This is a genomic window from Indibacter alkaliphilus LW1 (genome assembly GCF_000295935.2).
In the GTDB taxonomy this organism is placed as follows: Bacteria; Bacteroidota; Bacteroidia; order Cytophagales; family Cyclobacteriaceae; genus Indibacter; species Indibacter alkaliphilus.
The window spans coordinates 88,730-105,769 of sequence record NZ_ALWO02000031.1 but is presented as its reverse complement, the minus strand read 5'-3'; the positions used below and the strand labels follow the sequence as shown (position 1 = coordinate 105,769).

17 protein-coding genes are annotated in these 17,040 nt (G+C 39.9%); 11 read left to right on the top strand and 6 right to left on the bottom strand.

What is annotated here, in order from left to right; all coding sequences use genetic code 11:
* Positions 1–5: 5 nt before the first annotated feature.
* Positions 6–635, bottom strand: a complete 630-nt coding sequence (locus tag A33Q_RS08750) for an L-threonylcarbamoyladenylate synthase (protein ID WP_009034550.1) — start codon at positions 633–635, stop codon at positions 6–8.
* Positions 636–732: 97 nt separating this feature from the next.
* A complete protein-coding gene (locus A33Q_RS08745; protein ID WP_009034549.1) occupies positions 733–1,137 on the bottom strand; it encodes a (deoxy)nucleoside triphosphate pyrophosphohydrolase in 405 nt (134 codons plus the stop codon).
* Positions 1,138–1,211: 74 nt separating this feature from the next.
* Here A33Q_RS08745 and mltG point away from each other — a divergent pair, with 74 nt between their 5' ends.
* The 5 genes from mltG (at position 1,212) to A33Q_RS08720 (ending at position 7,154) form a co-directional block, all read left to right on the top strand.
* Positions 1,212–2,255, top strand: coding sequence for an endolytic transglycosylase MltG (gene mltG / locus A33Q_RS08740; protein WP_009034548.1), 1,044 nt, complete (start codon positions 1,212–1,214; stop codon positions 2,253–2,255).
* A 1-nt stretch (position 2,256) separates the two neighbouring features.
* Complete coding sequence (locus A33Q_RS08735; RefSeq protein WP_009034547.1) at positions 2,257–2,664, top strand: acyl-CoA thioesterase; 408 nt, start codon at positions 2,257–2,259, stop codon at positions 2,662–2,664.
* Between the two features lie 11 nt (positions 2,665–2,675).
* Positions 2,676–3,632 (top strand): YihY/virulence factor BrkB family protein, encoded by a 957-nt coding sequence (locus A33Q_RS08730; RefSeq protein WP_016254982.1) that lies wholly within the window; start codon positions 2,676–2,678, stop codon positions 3,630–3,632.
* A gap of 82 nt (positions 3,633–3,714) precedes the next feature.
* The gene (gene pta / locus A33Q_RS08725; RefSeq protein WP_009034544.1) at positions 3,715–5,814 is read left to right on the top strand and encodes a phosphate acetyltransferase; all 2,100 of its coding nucleotides are present in this window, start codon (positions 3,715–3,717) and stop codon (positions 5,812–5,814) included.
* 131 nt (positions 5,815–5,945) lie between these two features.
* The gene (locus A33Q_RS08720) at positions 5,946–7,154 is read left to right on the top strand and encodes an acetate/propionate family kinase (protein WP_009034543.1); all 1,209 of its coding nucleotides are present in this window, start codon (positions 5,946–5,948) and stop codon (positions 7,152–7,154) included.
* Positions 7,155–7,450: 296 nt separating this feature from the next.
* On the opposite strand, the gene A33Q_RS08710 is transcribed toward A33Q_RS08720, so the two are convergent.
* The 3 genes from A33Q_RS08710 to A33Q_RS08700 all read right to left on the bottom strand — a co-directional run bounded on the left by A33Q_RS08710 (position 7,451) and on the right by A33Q_RS08700 (position 10,053).
* Positions 7,451–7,906 (bottom strand): GNAT family N-acetyltransferase, encoded by a 456-nt coding sequence (locus A33Q_RS08710; RefSeq protein ID WP_009034541.1) that lies wholly within the window; start codon positions 7,904–7,906, stop codon positions 7,451–7,453.
* A 10-nt stretch (positions 7,907–7,916) separates the two neighbouring features.
* Entirely contained in the window at positions 7,917–8,363 is a 447-nt protein-coding gene (locus tag A33Q_RS08705; RefSeq protein WP_040490287.1) for a nuclear transport factor 2 family protein, read from the bottom strand.
* Positions 8,364–8,514: 151 nt separating this feature from the next.
* On the bottom strand, positions 8,515–10,053 hold the full coding sequence (locus A33Q_RS08700; protein WP_009034539.1) for a DUF4394 domain-containing protein: 1,539 nt from the start codon (positions 10,051–10,053) through the stop codon (positions 8,515–8,517).
* Between the two features lie 278 nt (positions 10,054–10,331).
* On the opposite strand from A33Q_RS08700, the gene A33Q_RS08695 reads away from it, so the two are divergent.
* Positions 10,332–10,898, top strand: a complete 567-nt coding sequence (locus A33Q_RS08695; RefSeq protein ID WP_009034538.1) for a M48 family metalloprotease — start codon at positions 10,332–10,334, stop codon at positions 10,896–10,898.
* A 7-nt stretch (positions 10,899–10,905) separates the two neighbouring features.
* Here A33Q_RS08695 and A33Q_RS08690 read toward each other — a convergent pair whose 3' ends face one another.
* The gene (locus A33Q_RS08690; RefSeq protein WP_009034537.1) at positions 10,906–12,429 is read right to left on the bottom strand and encodes a GH3 family domain-containing protein; all 1,524 of its coding nucleotides are present in this window, start codon (positions 12,427–12,429) and stop codon (positions 10,906–10,908) included.
* A gap of 309 nt (positions 12,430–12,738) precedes the next feature.
* On the opposite strand from A33Q_RS08690, the gene A33Q_RS08685 reads away from it, so the two are divergent.
* The 5 genes from A33Q_RS08685 to A33Q_RS08665 all read left to right on the top strand — a co-directional run bounded on the left by A33Q_RS08685 (position 12,739) and on the right by A33Q_RS08665 (position 17,029).
* On the top strand, positions 12,739–13,647 hold the full coding sequence (locus A33Q_RS08685) for a glycosyltransferase family 2 protein (RefSeq protein WP_009034536.1): 909 nt from the start codon (positions 12,739–12,741) through the stop codon (positions 13,645–13,647).
* 160 nt (positions 13,648–13,807) lie between these two features.
* A complete protein-coding gene (locus tag A33Q_RS08680; RefSeq protein WP_009034535.1) occupies positions 13,808–14,377 on the top strand; it encodes an RNA polymerase sigma factor in 570 nt (189 codons plus the stop codon).
* A complete protein-coding gene (locus A33Q_RS08675; RefSeq protein ID WP_009034534.1) occupies positions 14,370–15,125 on the top strand; it encodes a hypothetical protein in 756 nt (251 codons plus the stop codon). The genes A33Q_RS08680 and A33Q_RS08675 overlap by 8 nt, the downstream gene beginning before the upstream one ends.
* 21 nt (positions 15,126–15,146) lie before the next feature.
* Positions 15,147–16,184, top strand: coding sequence for an outer membrane beta-barrel protein (locus tag A33Q_RS08670; protein ID WP_040490275.1), 1,038 nt, complete (start codon positions 15,147–15,149; stop codon positions 16,182–16,184).
* Between the two features lie 20 nt (positions 16,185–16,204).
* Positions 16,205–17,029: a hypothetical protein gene (locus tag A33Q_RS08665; RefSeq protein ID WP_009034532.1), complete on the top strand. Its 825-nt coding sequence runs from the start codon at positions 16,205–16,207 to the stop codon at positions 17,027–17,029.
* Positions 17,030–17,040: the final 11 nt, after the last annotated feature.

The window sequence follows — 17,040 nt, the reverse complement described above, 5'->3', positions numbered from 1 at the left end:
AAAGATCAAAAAAGTTCATCTACAGAACCAAGCCCTTCTCTTACAACTTCTATTTGTTGACCTGTACAATCCAAAACCGTTGATGCAACATTATTTCCATACCCTCCATCTATCACTACATCTACCAAGTCCCTGTATTTTTCATAGATCAATTCAGGATCGGTGGAATATTCCACCACCTCATCCTCGTCATGAATGGAAGTAGTCAAAATAGGTGAACCTAGCTCTTTGACCAATAGTCTTGGAATAGAGTGGTCAGGCACACGGATACCAACTGTTTTTTTATTGCTGTTGAGAATCTTTGGAACAGAGTTATTTGCCTCCAAAATAAATGTATATGGCCCTGGAAGTGCTTTTTTCATCACTTTGAAAACAGGGGTACTGAGCGCTCGGGTATATTCCGAAATATTGCTCAGGTCATAACAGATGAATGAAAAGTTATGCTTTTTGGGTTTGATTCCTTTGATCAGAGCAATGCGCTCAATGGCCCTAAGGTTATGTATATTACATCCCAACCCATACACTGTATCGGTAGGATAAATGATTATGCCCCCATCTCGAAGGACTGAGACAATTTTTTCAATTTTTTTTATCTCCGGGTTTTCGGGATATAATTTGATAAATTCTGCAGGCATAAGACTGACGGTCAAAAATGATTAAAGCGCTTCAAAGATACAGATAAATCCTAATAGGTTTCAAGGCAGTATCTTTACCCTATCGTATCTTTTAACATCAAGCCTTGGTGTATAGTTTACAAAAGTCCTCCAAAACAGGTAAGTCAGCTTCAGCCCAATCCAGTTTTTTCAAAGATTCAAAGTCAAACCAATCTGCAGCCTGATGTTCTTGGAGAAGTAATTCCCCCGAAATATAGCTGCACACGAATGGGACGAGCTCAATTTCCCGTTTCCCAGGATATTGATATCTATGATTTGGCAAGCTTCTTTCAATTTGAACTTCAAGGCTGAGCTCTTCATTGATTTCCCTTTTGATACATTCCTCTTCAGTTTCGGGTTCCTCCAGTTTTCCGCCTGGAAACTCCCATTTAGAGGACAAATGCATACTACTACCGCGCTGGGCGGCTAATACTTTCCCATTCCGCAAAATAATCGCACAGGTAACTTTAATCGGATTTGACATAGATTTGATTCTTCATTAGCCCCTTGAACAAAAATCTCTATTTTTGCCGTTATTCTAGAGTATAAGCAATTAATATGTTGGGAGACAAAAAAACAAAATTCCTTCTAGTCTTTATCGTTACATTTTCGGTACTGCTGACATCCTTGTCCTTCTATTTCTATCAGGCATTTTTCAGTCCAAATGCTCTTATTGATAAAGAAGAAGGACAAGTGATCCGAATTCCAAGTAATGCGACCTTTCAAACGGTTGTGGACACCTTGTATAATGGGGATATCATCAAAGATGTGATCACTTTCAGCTTCGTCTCCAAAGTATTGAAGTACCAAGAATCTGTAAAACCAGGACTTTATACCATCCCTCCTAAAACAACCAACCTCAATCTGGTCAAACTCCTTCGCTCCGGACAACAGACACCGGTCATGATCACCTTCAACAATGTGCGCATTAAAGAAGATCTAGCTGAAAAAATCACCCGAAACCTGGAGATAGATCAAGATCACTTCATGAATCTACTTTCTGATTCTGTTTATATACGGAAGTTTGGCTTTGAAGAAGAGACAATCATGTCTATGTTCATCCCCAATACTTATGAGGTATGGTGGAATACTTCAGCAGAGAAACTTTTTGACAGGATGTACAATGAGTACAATAAATTCTGGACTGAAGACAGGAAAAATAAAGCTTCACAACTAGGTTTGAGCCAAAATGAAGTTTCTACACTGGCTTCTATCGTACAGGCAGAGACACAAAAAGCCGATGAAAGACCCAAGGTTGCGGGAGTTTATCTGAATAGGTTGAGAATAAATATGCCACTACAAGCTGACCCTACTTTGGTTTTTGCAGCTGGCGATTTCAGTATCAAAAGAGTCTTAAATGTGCATAAAGAAATAGAGAGTCCATACAATACCTACAAATATACTGGGCTTCCTCCCGGACCTATCAATCTCCCTGAAATCAGTGCTTTGCAAGCTGTCCTTGATTTTGAGGATCACAAATACCTGTATTTTTGTGCAAAAGATGATTTCTCGGGCTATCATGCCTTTGCCACCAACCTGTCGGAGCATTTAAGCAATGCCCGTAAGTATCAGGCGGCCCTCAACAAAGCTAAAATTTACTGATATGTTCCAAGCAGAAACCCAAGTTAGAGTACGCTATGCAGAAACCGATCAAATGGCTTATGTGTATTACGGAAACTATGCCATGTACTTTGAAGTAGCAAGGGTAGAAGCACTGAGAACAGCGGGCTTTTCATACCGTCAAATGGAAGATGACGGCATCATCATGCCTGTTTTGGAACTCCATACCCAATTTCTCAGACCAGGTAAATATGATGAATTGCTGACCATCAAAACCTGTATCCCTGAAATGCCCGGCATCAGGATCAAATTCGAGTATGAGGTCAGCAATGAGGCAGGGCAGCTGCTGACAAAAGGATGGACTACTTTGACTTTTCTCAAAAAAGAAAACCACAGACCCTGTAGACCTCCACAATATTTGTTAGATTTATTACAGCCGTATTTTGATTAACAGATTTTTCAGTGAAAAAATGGATACGTTTATTTTCTATCAAACTAACCAGAAAGGCAAAGCTTTTAAGGAACATCCACTTTGGCAATCCTGACCAAAACTTGTATGATGTAGGAAGGATTTTTTTGGAACAGATCAAAAAGGATGAAATCAATGAAAGAGCTGGTGCTATGGCATTTAGCTTTACCGTAGCCATGTTTCCCTTGTTGCTGTTTCTCTTAAATATCATTCCTTATATAGGCATTTTCTTCAAAAATGTCACTACCCATAATATACTGTTGTTTATCAATGAATTTATACCAGAGAGCATCTATCAGGAGGCAGAAGCCACGATCATGGATATTGTAAGTAAGCCCAGACAGAGCTTATTGTCGATAGGTTTCTTTTTAGCGCTTTTCCTCTCGACCAATGGAGTCGTATCTATGATGAATGCTTTCAATGCAGTCTACCGAACAAAAGAAAACAGGAGCTTCTGGACTACAAGGCTGATCGCTGTTAGTATAGTGACTGTACTTGTCATGACCATTTGCGGAGCCGTGGTGATCATGATCTTGGGCAGTAGTGTTTTATATCATATTTCAGAATGGGAGATTGTATCCAGCAACCTCTATTATTATATGCTGACCGCATTCAGGTTTTTGGTTTTGTTATCTGTATTTACTGTTGCTACAGCTTATATTTTCAGGTTTGCTCCCGCTGTGCATGACAAGTGGAGGTTTTTCTCTGTTGGCTCTGTTACCGCCGGTTTTTTGATCAATTTCAGTTTTTACCTTTTTTCTTATTACCTAAACAATTTCGCAACCTACAACAAACTTTACGGATCCATCGGCGCCATGATTGCAGTGATGCTTTGGCTTTTTATCACATCCCTTATTATATTAGTATGCTTTGAAATCAACGTCAGTTTAGACAAAGCAGCAGACAGGAGATGGTATTCTATTGCATTCAGCAAAAAAAATAAAGCGTGATTTAAATCATATTTTTGATTCATTTTAGTCAGGTTTAAGCGTCTACCAAGATTCTAATTTTGAACTCTCAAAAACACAGTTTATGAAATCCAATAAAAGTATTTTTATAGCCACAGCAGAACCATTTAGCGGTAAATCTATAGTTGCCTTAGGGTTGGTAGATATGCTGTTATCTAAAACCCAAAAAATAGGATATTTCAAACCTATCATCAACCAAGACCCCAAAATCAAAGCGGATAGCCATATTGAAACGTTAATCAGTCATTTCAAACTTCCACTTCAATATGATAAAACCTACTCATACACTCGGGAAGAGGCAAATATCTTAGCCCAATCAGGTATGCAGGATGAAATCATAGACACCATAATCTCTAAGTTCAAAAGTCTGGAGGAGGAAAATGATTTCACGATTATTGAAGGTAGTGATTTCCTGGGAGAAGGTACAGCATTTGAATTTGATGCCAATCTGGCAATTGCAAAAAACTTAGGTACCCCGGTGATTATCGTAGCATCCGGTGATGGCAAATCTACTTCCCAAATCACCAATGCCGTCAATGTTACAATCAATAATTTCCTCCAGAGAAAAGTCAAGGTAATCGGTGTAGTAGTCAACAAAGTAGGAAAAGACAACATAAAGGCTGTACAAGACTCTCTCAAAAACTGTTTGAAAAAAGATATCCAGGTAGCTGTGATTCCCAAAATCACTGAGTTGAAAAGTCCTACCATGAAAGAGGTTATGGAGCATCTCAATGCAGAAGTTATGTTTGGCGCTGAGCAACTGAGCAACAGAGCCGACCATTTTATCTTTGGAGCCATGCAAATCGCCAATTTTCTGAACCACATCAAGCAAAATGTACTGATAGTCACTCCCGGCGACAGGTCTGACATTGTGCTGGCCACACTTCAGGCAAGTCTTTCAAAAAATTATCCTAAAATTGCCGGTATTGTACTCACAGGTGGGTTTGAAGTCCCCGATTCAGTTCTAAGATTGATCGAAGGCTCCAATACCCAATTGCCTATCCTGAGGGTAGAAGAACCTTCATTTTATGCTGCGACCAAAGTGGCGGGCATTCATTCCAAAATCAACCCTGATAATCCCGAGAAAATCCATATGGCTGTAAACACCTTCAGAAAGTATATGGACATGGAAGCTTTGGAAAAAAATATTGCAAATTTCAAAACGCAGGGCATTACACCACGCATGTTTCAGTACCAATTGGTCAGCTGGGCAAAAAGTAAGAAAAAACACATTGTGCTTCCCGAAGGGAATGATGAAAGAATATTAAAAGCGGCCGACAGATTGGTGAAACAAGGAATTGTCAATATTACGCTACTTGGGAATGTAGAAGAAATCACCGTCACAGTCAACCGTCTGGGCTTGGCACTCAATCAGGAAAACTGCCAGATCATCAATCCTCAGGAATCAGTTTATTTTGATGATTATGCCAATACCCTCTTTGAAATAAGAAAAGGGAAAAATATGCCATTGGGTGTAGCGCGTGACCTGATGACTGACGTCGCCTACTATGGTACAATGATGGTTCACAAAGGTCATGCAGACGGGATGGTCTCAGGAGCTGTGCATACCACAGCCCATACCATCAGACCGGCGCTTCAGTTTATCAAAACCAAACCAGGAATCTCTCTGGTTTCTTCTATATTTTTCATGTGTCTTCCGGACAGAGTTACCATATTTGGTGATTGTGCGATCAATATCAATCCTTCTGCTGAGCAATTGGCAGAAATCGCCATTTCTTCAGCTGATACCAGTGCTAAGTTTGGGATAGAACCCAGGGTGGCCATGCTGTCTTACTCATCAGGATCCTCAGGTTCTGGGGAAGATGTAGAAAAAGTAAGGGCCGCTACCGAAATCGTCAAATCAAAAAGGCCTGATATTTTAGTAGAAGGACCAATTCAGTACGATGCCGCGGTGGATCCAATAACGGGCAAACAAAAAATGCCTGACTCTAAGGTGGCGGGAAATGCTTCGGTTTTGATTTTCCCTGATCTGAATACAGGAAACAACACCTACAAAGCTGTTCAAAGAGAAACTGGAGCAGTCGCTATTGGCCCAATGCTACAAGGAATGAACAAGCCGGTCAACGACCTAAGCCGGGGTTGCACCGTAGATGATATTTACAATACCGTTGTCATTACTGCCATTCAGGCGGAAGAAGGGTGAGGAAGTAGGAGTTAGTGAATAGTTAATAGTTATTTGGTAAATGGTTTTAAGCCACCTAACTCTATTCTTATTTCTTGTCTCTTGTCTCTCGCATATTGATTCTCACATTTCACATCTCACTTCTCTAAATCATGAAAATCCTTGTACTCAATTCCGGAAGCAGCTCCATCAAATATCAATTGTTTGATATGCCAAATGAGTCTCCGATTTGTTCTGGCCTGGTGGACCGGATAGGTCTTGAAAGCTCCACTATCAAGCATAAAACTTTTATAGACGCCGAAGAAGACATTTTCCAAATAAGCCTACATCTCAAAGACCATGAAGCAGGACTGGAACTGGTGACCCAACTTTTGACAGATCCCCAAAAAGGAGTACTGAAAAATGTTGGAGAAGTGGAAGCTATTGGGCATAGAGTAGTTCATGGAGGAGAGCAATTCGCTTCTACAGCCTTGATCACCAAGGAGGTCAAAAATAAAATCCGAGCTTTATTTGAGCTTGCACCGCTCCATAATCCACCAAACTACACTGGGATTGAAGTTGCTGAAAGGATTTTTCCAACATCCAAACAAGTCGCTGTTTTTGACACAGCCTTTCATCAAAGTATGCCTCCAAGGGCTTACAGGTTTGCAATTCCCAAAGAAATGTACTTCGAGTTGGGCATCCGGGCTTACGGTTTTCATGGTAGTTCTCATCAATATGTCAGTAAAAAAGCTATAGAATATCTCAAAAACGACAATTCAAAAATAATCACCATCCATCTGGGCAATGGTTCCAGCATGGCCGCCATAAAAAATGGAAAATCCATTGACACCAGCATGGGCTTAGGTCCTATGGGTGGATTGATGATGGGTACCCGTTGTGGAGACATAGACCCATCAATTATTTTTTACCTGATAAATGAGAAGGGGTTTGGTCCAAAAGAAGTAAATGAGTTGCTTAACAAAAAAAGCGGTATGCTGGGAGTAGCTGGATACAGTGATATGCGGGATGTCAAAAAGGCTATAGAAAAGGGCGATAAAGAAGCGAAGTTGGCCTATGAACTTTATGCTTACCGAATCCAAAAGTATATTGGGGCTTATGCAGCTTCCATGAATGGCTTGGATGCAATTGTTTTTACTGCTGGAATAGGAGAAAATGATCCTGATATGAGAGCAGCGGTATGCATGGACATGGACTTCCTTGGAATCCAAATGGACCCGCTTGCCAACCAAAAACTTTCTTCCGAAATCAGAGAAGTCAATACAGTATCCTCCAAAACAAAAATACTGGTCATTCCTACCAATGAGGAATTGGAAATCGGACAACAGACTTATAGTATCGTAAAGGGGGAAAAAACCTAATTCCTTTTCCGCCTTTTAAGTTCTGAGTTGATTTGTCCCAATTGAAACACCGGGATAAAAATACCTCCTAGGGTTATTATAGGTATCATCATAAGAAGCGGTTGGTTCTCAATCCCCGTAAAAAGAATGATATAAGCGTAAGCTAAAATCAAAAGGACAGGGACAAACATTACTGCCAATAATACCTTACGGGACTTAATAAGTTTTCTGGTCGGAATAGATTGAATTTTGGAATTTGCCATGACTCTAAAATTTTGATGATCAGAAATTTACCCAATTCAATCCGGAATGTAAAGTTAAGTTTTTATGAACTTTTCAAAACAAAGGCTACTTTCAACTCCTTGGTACTGACCATAGTTGGGAATTTGCAGGTATCCATTTTTCTGGTAAAGAGCAATGGCTTCCGGTTGATTCACTCCAGTTTCTAATATACAATAATCATAACCCAACTCTTCCGCCCAAATTTCCAGTTCCATCAATAGGTCACTGGCTATTCCAATTCCTCTCCTATCAGGTCTGACAAACATTCTTTTGATTTCCATTCGATGTTCATCAAACGATTTTATTGCTCCGCATCCTACAGGTGTTCCAAAGAGGTATGCCACTACCACATGGCGGATCATATCCAGCTTATTGAACTGGTCATAAAAGTCATGATCCTCCCCGTCTCTGATAGCAAGTTCTTTGTCCAGCTCTATCACAAGCTCTATGAAATCAGGATCTATAGTTTGGGTTCTGCTAATTTCCAACATAAGGGCTAGTTTAATTTTGTGCAGGAAGCATATTTCTGATTGCTGCTATCATCCAACGCTCAGGAGTCATGACTACAATAAAAGTACTCCACATATTTCTCTGGCTGCCATCTCCTGAGCTTATTGTATATTTTGCATCCACTATGGCATTTTGCTGATTGAGATATCTGATCTGATCAACCTCCAATTTTCTTTCACCCGGATTATTTTCCGAGCTATTTTTCATTCCCTCCACAGCCGACTCAAGACCCCTACGCCATTCTCCTGAAGAAACCAACTGGTCTATGTCAATCAGTAAAATGCTCCTCAACAGCTCCTCATTTTTATTTTCTCTGGCAGTATTGTAATCTGAAATCAACTGATAAATCGCTTCATCTGTCTGTTTCCTAAAATCTCCTTGTGCATAACCATAAAAGGAAAAAAACAATAAAATCACCGTGACAATATGGTTCTTCATTTCTTTGATTTTTAATGAATTATCAAGGTATTGCCAATTCCTTTCAATCCAAAATATTTTAACCATAAGCCTATAGAAATTAGATAATACAAAAAAGTCATCCCGAAATCGGGATGACCAGATGGGTACTTAAGCAAACACTTGTTTTTACTTAGAAGCCCAAACCAACTGCCATAGCTGTAGCTGAAACATTAAAATCTGCTACTTTATTAGCTTCACCGTTTGAGATATTGATACTGTATACGCCTGTCATTCCATCTACTGTTAGTAGTGCAAATGCCATATCTGACATACCACCGATATCAAACCCATTTTCAGCTGTAAAATCTATGCCCAATGCTCCTATTTCTACCAAACCACCGTCATTTGGCGGGTCTTGCCTATATAACAGACCTGCCTCACTGTCAATCACGTACAACACAGTGTTATTTGCCGTAGCAATGTTATTGGTATACGCAGCACCATTTACAAATGGCATTCCCGGATTGAGGTCTCCATCCACAGCAACTACAGTACCCAAGTCCGGATGCAATCTTAAGTTTTGACCTGTATTGCTGACCAGCCTGATCCTATCCACTGTTGGATTAAAGTCAAAGCCAAAACTTTCCCCTTCAAGCATGGGTGAAAGTCCGTCTCCAACAGGAGTAAGTGCTCCATTAGAAGTATTGACAGTAAGAATTCTGCTTTGGTTGGATATAGCATATAAAGCCCCATTTGCAGGCCTAAAATCCAATCCTACAATCATTTCACCTTCATTCAGCCCCATAAGATCCACAGAATTGGAGCTTGGGCTCATGGGGTTAAATCGTTCCAATTTATTATCTCCGGTAGTAGCAAAAGCAACAGGGTCAGTTTTGAAGGCGATACCCAAAACCCGATTACCGAATACCCCCACCCATTCTGCTGCTCCGGTCTCTAAATTGACCGTAAAAAGTTTGGACTCTCCTTCCTGCAAGGTCACTGCCAATGCAGCACTGTTGTCAGGACTAATATCAAAATTCCCCTGCCCCATAAAGTCCACGCCTAAGTCACCTACTTCTCTCAATCCTCCATCATTGGGAGGGTCCTGAATAAATAATTTATTTCCTGAAAAATCAATATCATACAAAGCAGTGGAACTTGCTCCTGCGACAGAATTGCTATATGCAACAGCTCCGATTACCGGGCTATCACCTCCGCTGATCATTCCATCCTCTGCCACCACTGTTCCTAATTCAGGATGTAACCTAAGGTTTTGACCAGACCCTGTCACTAATCTTATTCTATCAACAGTAGGATTAAAATCCAATGAAGCATTTTCACCCTCAATAGCTGGAGAGAAAGGTCCCTCACCTAGGGCAGTAGCTTCACCAGTGTTCTCATTGATAAAATAGAGCCTACTTGAGCTCCCCAAAGCATAAAGCTGGCCTGTAGCTGGTCTATAGTCTATGCTTACAATCATTTCCCCTGTTGATATTCCTGAAATGGATTTGATATCCATTGGAGAATCCAAATCGCGGGCATTGAACTTCATGATTCTATTGTCATCAGTCAAAGCCATAAAATCCACATCTGGGGCCATTCCCGGCGTGGGTTCCTCATCAATCGGAGGAATTGCAGGGTTATCATCATCGTTGCAAGCAAAAGCCAAAGCTGCAACCAACATTGTCGAAAGGACTGAAGTCCTAAAGGAATTAAAGAAGTTTTTCATGTTTAGTTGGATTTAGTAAAGCAAGATTTACGAACTGAAAAGAAAAATCGGATTATTATAAAGTTGAAAAAATCACAGTTTTTGAAATTTTAATTATAATAGACCTGTCAATTTGCAAATATCAAAAATTGATCACCATTTAATTATAAACAAAATCAGGTATAAAATACTTGAATCCAGATTTTTCCCATTGATATGAGTTAGTTCTTAAGTTTTAAAAAATCAATCTCTTCTTAGTGGAGTTTTCATTTCAGCATCAATTTTGCAAATTTTAAAGTATGCAATCAGCCAAGAAAGTAATTTTCAAAGATAACGTACCTCCAAAAATCAGAGAAGTAAGTCTTAGAGCTTTGTCTTTTTATTCCGAACTACAAGACCGCACCATTGAGTTTGCGATAAACGATAACATCAGAAAATCAGTGATGCAGGCACAGCCTAAATTCATTTCCATGTTGGGGTTTGGCAAAAGAACTTACCTAGTCAAAATCAGTCGTTGTTTTAAAATGAAAGGAAGAAAAACTCCTATCGAAAATCTTCCGGAGGAGGTTTTACTGGGTTGGATTGGTCATGAACTAGGGCATATCATGGATTACACTAATAAAAATACCTGGGGACTGATCCTGTTCGGCATAGGTTATTTAAGTTCTAAAAGCTTTATAATCTCCGCCGAAAGAGCTGCTGATACCTACGCTGTAAATCATGGATTGGGAGAATATATTCTGAAAACAAAAGATTTTATCCTGAACCAGGCAGGGATGAGCCCCAACTATCTGGATAAAATCAATCGTTTATATTTACCCCCTGAGGAGGTGATGTTGATGATGGAAGAATTGGACAAAGTCTGATAGAGTCTTACAATTTAGCTACAAAAGCTTCCCATTCTTTAAAATCAGTTTCTTTCATCACTCTAGGCACTTTTACCTGACCTCCTTTTTGTTTGGTTTCTTCGGTCCATTTTTGGAAATATGAATCAGGAATTAATCTGACTTTTACTCCTTTCAAAGCCTTGCTTCTGGCTACCCTATAATTTTTATTATTCTCCTGTAGAATTTCATCCAGCTTTTGGGCAACTTTTTCCTCATCTAAATCAGATTTACTTCCAAGACCCAAATACCAGGAATGGTAATATTCACCATCTTTCTCCACGGCAGAAACAGTGAATTCCTTGACATCACAGTTAAACTCTTCATCTAATCCCTCCATTGCCCTGTTCATTTGGATTACAGAAAGATGTGAACCCACTACATTTAGAAAATGCTTGGTTCTTCCAGTAATTTTAATTTCCGCCCGCTTCTTATCTGTAAAGGCTATGGTATCTCCTATCATATACCGCCAGGCGCCCGAAACAGTGGAAATGATCAGAACATAATCCACTCCTTCCTCTACCTGCTCTATAGTGAGAGATTTTACCCCATTTTTCACAGAACCATTCTCATCCATATTCTCCGGTTTGAAGGGCACAAATTCAAAGTAAATCCCATTATCAGTAATCAGGGCCATGGCCTCTGTTTCTTTCCTGATCTGAGTAGCTATATATCCTTCAGAAGCTAGATATGTATCAATAACCGTGATAGGCTTACCACAGATTTTTTCAAATGATTTTCGGTATGGCTCAAAAGCAACTCCTCCTGAAGTATAAACCTGGAAGTTCGGCCAAATGTCGTGGATAGTTTCTACTTCATGGTATGCAATGACCCTCTTGATCATCAATTCAATCCAGGAAGGGATCCCTGAAATCCCACCAATATCCCATTTAGGAGCTTCTTTGGCCAGGGCTTCTACCCTTTCGTCCCAATCATGAATGGCTGAAATTTCTTTCCCGGGTCTGTACACTCCTTCAAACCAAAAAGGAATTTGACTAGCAGAAATTCCGGAAATCTCACCTTCATAGTGTCCATCAACTTCTTTGAGCTTGGTACTGCTACCAAACATCAGGATTTCCTTCTCATAAAAATCAGAAGGCAAATCAAAATCAGCCAATGCCTTGACTTGTTGCAAACCACCTTTTCTGATGGCTTTGATCATCTCTTCAGTTACTGGAATATGTTTTTTGGAACTGGTCGTCCCGCTCGAAACGGCAAAATATTCGGCTTTCCCAGGCCAAGTAATATCGGGGGCTCCATCAATTACCCTTTGCCACCAGCGTTCCCGGAGCTCTTCATAACTATGATATGGGACCATTTCTGAATAAGCCAGCCTCGGATCTTTCTTTTCCAGCAATTGCTCAAATTCATAATACTTCCCAAATGAGGTGTTTTTTGCAGTATTCAACAATTCCCTCAGCACTTCGATTTGTGCTTCGGAATGGTCTGAATTGGTAAAAACCTTATCTGCGGTCTCAACCGCTCTTTTGATTATCTCTCCTATTAATGCCATAAAATTTAAGTTAAAAAAAGATCTTTGTATTCGCCTATTTCAAACAGCCCAATGATCTTAAATGAAAACCTTTGAATGCAATTAATCAACAAAGACCGAACCATAGTAAAATCGAGATTTGAAATGCCAGAACTTTTCTTAAACACAAGAGGGGTGATTTTTATATCCAAAATGGTTTTTCATCTTTGTACCTAACTGAACCAACATTTATGAGCTCTTCATCAATGGCAAAAATCAACACTGCGTTGGGATTGAGCGTGTGGTCAATCAATTTAAATCAAGGATATGAAATCTTTGTAATCATAGAAAATGGACAAGGTAGTCACAATCATTGTTACATATAATGGATCAAAATGGATCCGTAGGTGCTTAGAACAGCTTCTTGAGAGCTCTACAAAAACTGACATTATGATCTTGGACAACAATTCCAGTGACAATACCCTTGATGTAATTGCCCCTTTTCTTAAAAAAATTAAACTGATCAAACTATCTTCCAATCTTGGTTTTGGAGGAGCCAATAACATTGGAATCCAAAAGGCTTTAGATGCTGCTTATTCACATATTTTCCTTCTTAATCAGGACGCCTATGTACGGCCTGACACAATCTCAAAACTACTCATCACGGCTTTAGAAAATCCTGATTATGGCATTATAAGCCCACTTCAATTGAACATATCCGGAAAAGCATTGGATCAGGTTTTCGGCAATCAGGTAAGGAAACAATATAATCCGGATTCCGAACAACTTAAATTGGATTTAAGTCAAAATAGTCCATCCACAGTACAAGAAGTCAAATTTGCCGGTGCCGCCTCTTGGTTTGTTCCTGCTGAGGTATTTAAAAAAGTCGGATTGTTTCATCCCCAATTTTTCCACTATGGAGAAGATAACAATTTCGCTGCTAGAGCTCAGTATTATGATTTTAAGATCGGTATTCAAGTGACAGCTGCAGTTTTACACGACAGAAAACCAAGGGAATTGCCAAAGTTTTTGTCCACAAAATTACGGACCTTTCCACTCCACCAATTACTTGATATAAGAAAGCCATTTTTCATTGCCTGGCTTGTGGGCTACTACCAATTGATGCGCACATGGAGCAAGCTCAAAAAAATCAGTGGAGAAAAGCATAAAACCCAATATTTAGAAACCCGAAAATGGTTCTTTACCCATATAAAAAAAGCAAGAGAAATAAGAATCGAACTCAAAGAAGGACATAAATAATTTTATTTTCCCAATAACCTATTCATCTGAACACTACTGCATATTTTCACAATCAGATTTCGATGAATACGATGTAGTTAAAAAATATTTAACTTTTTTTTAGAATTGAATGCAACCTATTTTTGAGAAGCTGTATCTACCTCTTTGAAAGCCAACCAAAATGTTATTCAGGAAAACTTTTACCACAGAACGCGATTTGCTGAAAGGCTGTCTGAAGGGCGAGCGAAAGGCTCAGCAGCAGCTTTATGAGCAATACTCAGGAAAGTTTCTTGCAATCTGCATCCGATATGTAAAAGACAGGGATGTAGCTGAGGATGTAATGATAGAGGGCTTTATGAAGATCTTTGAAAAACTTACCCAATTTGAGGAAAAAGGAAGCTTCGAAGGTTGGATGAAAAGAATAATTGTCACCCAATCACTGCTGACTTTAAGAAATAACAAAAACCTGAACATGGAAGTCAGCATGGACAGCACACTACAGGTCTCAGATGCTGTTTACGAGCTCAATCATCTGGAAACAGCTGAATTGATGGAATTGATCAAGGAGCTTCCTGTAGGATATAGGACTGTATTTAACCTTTATGCTATAGAAGGGTACAGTCATGCGGAAATAGCAGATTTGCTAGGAATCACTGAATCCACTTCCAAGTCCCAGCTCAATCGGGCAAGAAATGTATTGAAACAGAAAATAGCCGATCAACAAATTAAAGAAAGGAGAATCAATGGCTAATTCAGAAAAAAACTTTGACCAGTATTTCAGAAAAAAACTGGAAACACATGAAGAAAAACCATCCGCATTGGCTTGGGAAAGGCTGGAAAGCCAATTGCCTAAAAATGAAAGAAAAGGATACTTCCCCCTTCTCAAAATTGCCGCGGCCATCATTATCCTCCTCGCTGCAGGAGTTGTGTTACTTAATTGGACTGATGATGAACTGCCGGCTGTGAAGCAAGTAGCTGAACTTGACCTTGAAAAAGTGAGCAGTTCTACTCAAAATCAGGAAATAGAGACCTTCGCAGAAACAGAAGTAATCCCAAGTCCGAAAGAAGAAAAAACGGATACAGAAGTCCCAAAAGTACAGCAACCTGATGCGACTCCTCAGAAGCAAACAAGGCCTCAAATGGTAACAAATCCACTAGAGACTGCTCCTGAAAAAATGGTGGCTTCAGCAATAGCGCCCAGAGAGGAAAGCAAAATCACAGAAATGGAACTTCCCGAAATCAGTCTTCCAGAGCTGAAAATCACAGAAACAATTGCCCTGAAAAATGAAGTCGAGGAAGAACCCGTCTACAAAGTGACCATTAAGTCCAAAGGCTTGAAAGAAGAAGCTCCAAAGCAGGGATTGATCGGTGAGCTGGAAGAGAAAGTAGAAAAAATCGAAGGCATTTGGAATAAACTAGGTCAAGGCTTTGCAGACCTGCAGGATGCAAAAGAAAACCTATTTGCCAATAATAACCCAAGAAGAGAACGTAGTAAATAATCCATAAAGAACTTTACCAACATGAAGAAATACCTATTAATGTTTTGTTTGATGGGCTTGGTTTCCTTAGCTCATGGATTTGATTCCCCTGAGTTGGCGACAAATTATGCACAAAATGATTCCATCATTGTAGAATTTGGAAAATCAGGGAAAATCATCCTTGTCATAGACAACAAGGAAGATTTTGAAAGACTGAAAAATATGAATGTGAACCAGATTATCCGGGAATTGGATCTTGAAGTAGATGAGAAAACGGGTGAATTGGTAGTCGTAGAAGTACAGAGTAAAAAGGGAAGCCGTGAAATCGTCAGGGTCAGGGAAGATGGCCCGGAAACAGAGGTACATATCGGCGGTATCAAAATTTATGTGGACGAATCCGGAAAAGACACCAAAGTCAAAGTAGAGACAGGGACTAGAAAAAGAAGCGATCCACCATTCAGAACGTATTTCAACCTCGATCTAGGTATCAACAATTACATCGATGGAGGAGGAATGGCTCCAGGAGGAAACACCAGTGCACCGGCTGTCAAAGGTTGGGGCAGTTGGAATGTCGGCCTCAACTGGATGGCAAGCCAAAGGATCAGCAAAGGTTTTCATTGGGACCTTGGACTTGGTGTTCAATGGTACAATTTCAAATTTGAAAACAGGGATTTCCAGGCTATCCGTGGAGACGGAGACATCGAATTTATCCAGAGAACAGATGTCAACGGTTTTAAAAGCAAAGTATCAGCCTCCTATCTAACTGCTATGAGTTTGTTCAAACTGGATTTTGGACAAATGAATGACCAAGGTAAAAGAGGATTCCGAATAGCTGCAGGTCCTTATGCAGGCTATAGACTTGGAGGGAGGAGCAAGTTTGTTTACAGAGACCTCGGAGGAGGAGGTAGAAGAAAAGACTTCGAATCTGTGGGCACACACCTGAATAATTTCCGGTATGGAATCAGGGGAGAATTAGGTGTGGGAAGAGTCAATTTCTTTACCACTTATGATCTCAATACCCTTTTCAAAACAGGTTCTCAGTACGAAGTCAACCCTATCGCATTCGGCATAATTTTCTAACCAACTAAAGAAAAACCACAATGAACAAGCAATTGATTTTTTTCGCAATCCTTCTGATGACATCTACCCTGGCCTTTGGTCAGGGAGATGCAGAAGAAAAAGAACCAGAGAAAAGCACCAAAAATGCCGTCACGGTATTTTCCATCTTTGACACGAGGATAGAAATTTCCAAAAATAAAGAAGGAAGAAGAACCTTCGAGTTTTATTCCAGCCCAAAGGTGTACGAGGATGAAGAATTGGAAAGGTACATCAAAAAAGCAAACACACATAGTACGGATTTGCAATTTGATTTGGGTATCAACCAGTGGATCGGAAGTGCCGATGCCCCTGAAGTGCGGGCTTGGGGAAGCTGGAACCCTGCCATCAACTTTGACTACACTTACAGGCCAGGTAAGAATTTCCGCTTAAAAAGTATGATAGGGGTAAGCTGGTATAATTTCAAGTTTGAAGACAGAAATATCCAAGCTCTAAGAGGCGAAGATGGGATTGTGTTTGAAGACTACTCACCAGGAGGAGGTACCAAATCAAAAATCTCAGCCTCATACCTCAGTGCTGGACTTATTCCAACATTTACCACAGGAAATGGAAAAATCAGAATCGGTGCCGGTCCTTATGTGGGAACAAGATTGGGAGGAAGAGGTAAATTTGTTTACAATAACGATGAAGGCAAGAGAACTAAGGAGTTCCAAAGAACCAATCTATTTGTCAACAACTTTAGATATGGAGCCAGATTGGAAGTCGGAGTTGCCAATGTGGATCTGTTTATGAATTACGATTTAAATGAGATGTTCCAGACCGATAAGGGACCTCAGGTAAATACCATCAGTTTCGGAATTATACTTTAACCAACTAAGCC

Coding starts and splice junctions, on each gene's coding strand:
- A33Q_RS08700 (WP_009034539.1), bottom strand. CDS start 10,053: ATGAAAAACTTCTTTAATTCCTTTAGGACTTCAGTCCTTTCGACAATG.
- A33Q_RS08705 (WP_040490287.1), bottom strand. CDS start 8,363: ATGAAGAACCATATTGTCACGGTGATTTTATTGTTTTTTTCCTTTTAT.
- mltG (WP_009034548.1), top strand. CDS start 1,212: ATGTTGGGAGACAAAAAAACAAAATTCCTTCTAGTCTTTATCGTTACA.
- A33Q_RS08680 (WP_009034535.1), top strand. CDS start 13,808: ATGTTATTCAGGAAAACTTTTACCACAGAACGCGATTTGCTGAAAGGC.
- A33Q_RS08690 (WP_009034537.1), bottom strand. CDS start 12,429: ATGGCATTAATAGGAGAGATAATCAAAAGAGCGGTTGAGACCGCAGAT.
- A33Q_RS08710 (WP_009034541.1), bottom strand. CDS start 7,906: ATGTTGGAAATTAGCAGAACCCAAACTATAGATCCTGATTTCATAGAG.
- A33Q_RS08745 (WP_009034549.1), bottom strand. CDS start 1,137: ATGTCAAATCCGATTAAAGTTACCTGTGCGATTATTTTGCGGAATGGG.
- A33Q_RS08670 (WP_040490275.1), top strand. CDS start 15,147: ATGAAGAAATACCTATTAATGTTTTGTTTGATGGGCTTGGTTTCCTTA.
- A33Q_RS08750 (WP_009034550.1), bottom strand. CDS start 635: ATGCCTGCAGAATTTATCAAATTATATCCCGAAAACCCGGAGATAAAA.
- A33Q_RS08695 (WP_009034538.1), top strand. CDS start 10,332: ATGCAATCAGCCAAGAAAGTAATTTTCAAAGATAACGTACCTCCAAAA.
- A33Q_RS08735 (WP_009034547.1), top strand. CDS start 2,257: ATGTTCCAAGCAGAAACCCAAGTTAGAGTACGCTATGCAGAAACCGAT.
- A33Q_RS08665 (WP_009034532.1), top strand. CDS start 16,205: ATGAACAAGCAATTGATTTTTTTCGCAATCCTTCTGATGACATCTACC.
- A33Q_RS08675 (WP_009034534.1), top strand. CDS start 14,370: ATGGCTAATTCAGAAAAAAACTTTGACCAGTATTTCAGAAAAAAACTG.
- A33Q_RS08685 (WP_009034536.1), top strand. CDS start 12,739: ATGGACAAGGTAGTCACAATCATTGTTACATATAATGGATCAAAATGG.
- pta (WP_009034544.1), top strand. CDS start 3,715: ATGAAATCCAATAAAAGTATTTTTATAGCCACAGCAGAACCATTTAGC.
- A33Q_RS08720 (WP_009034543.1), top strand. CDS start 5,946: ATGAAAATCCTTGTACTCAATTCCGGAAGCAGCTCCATCAAATATCAA.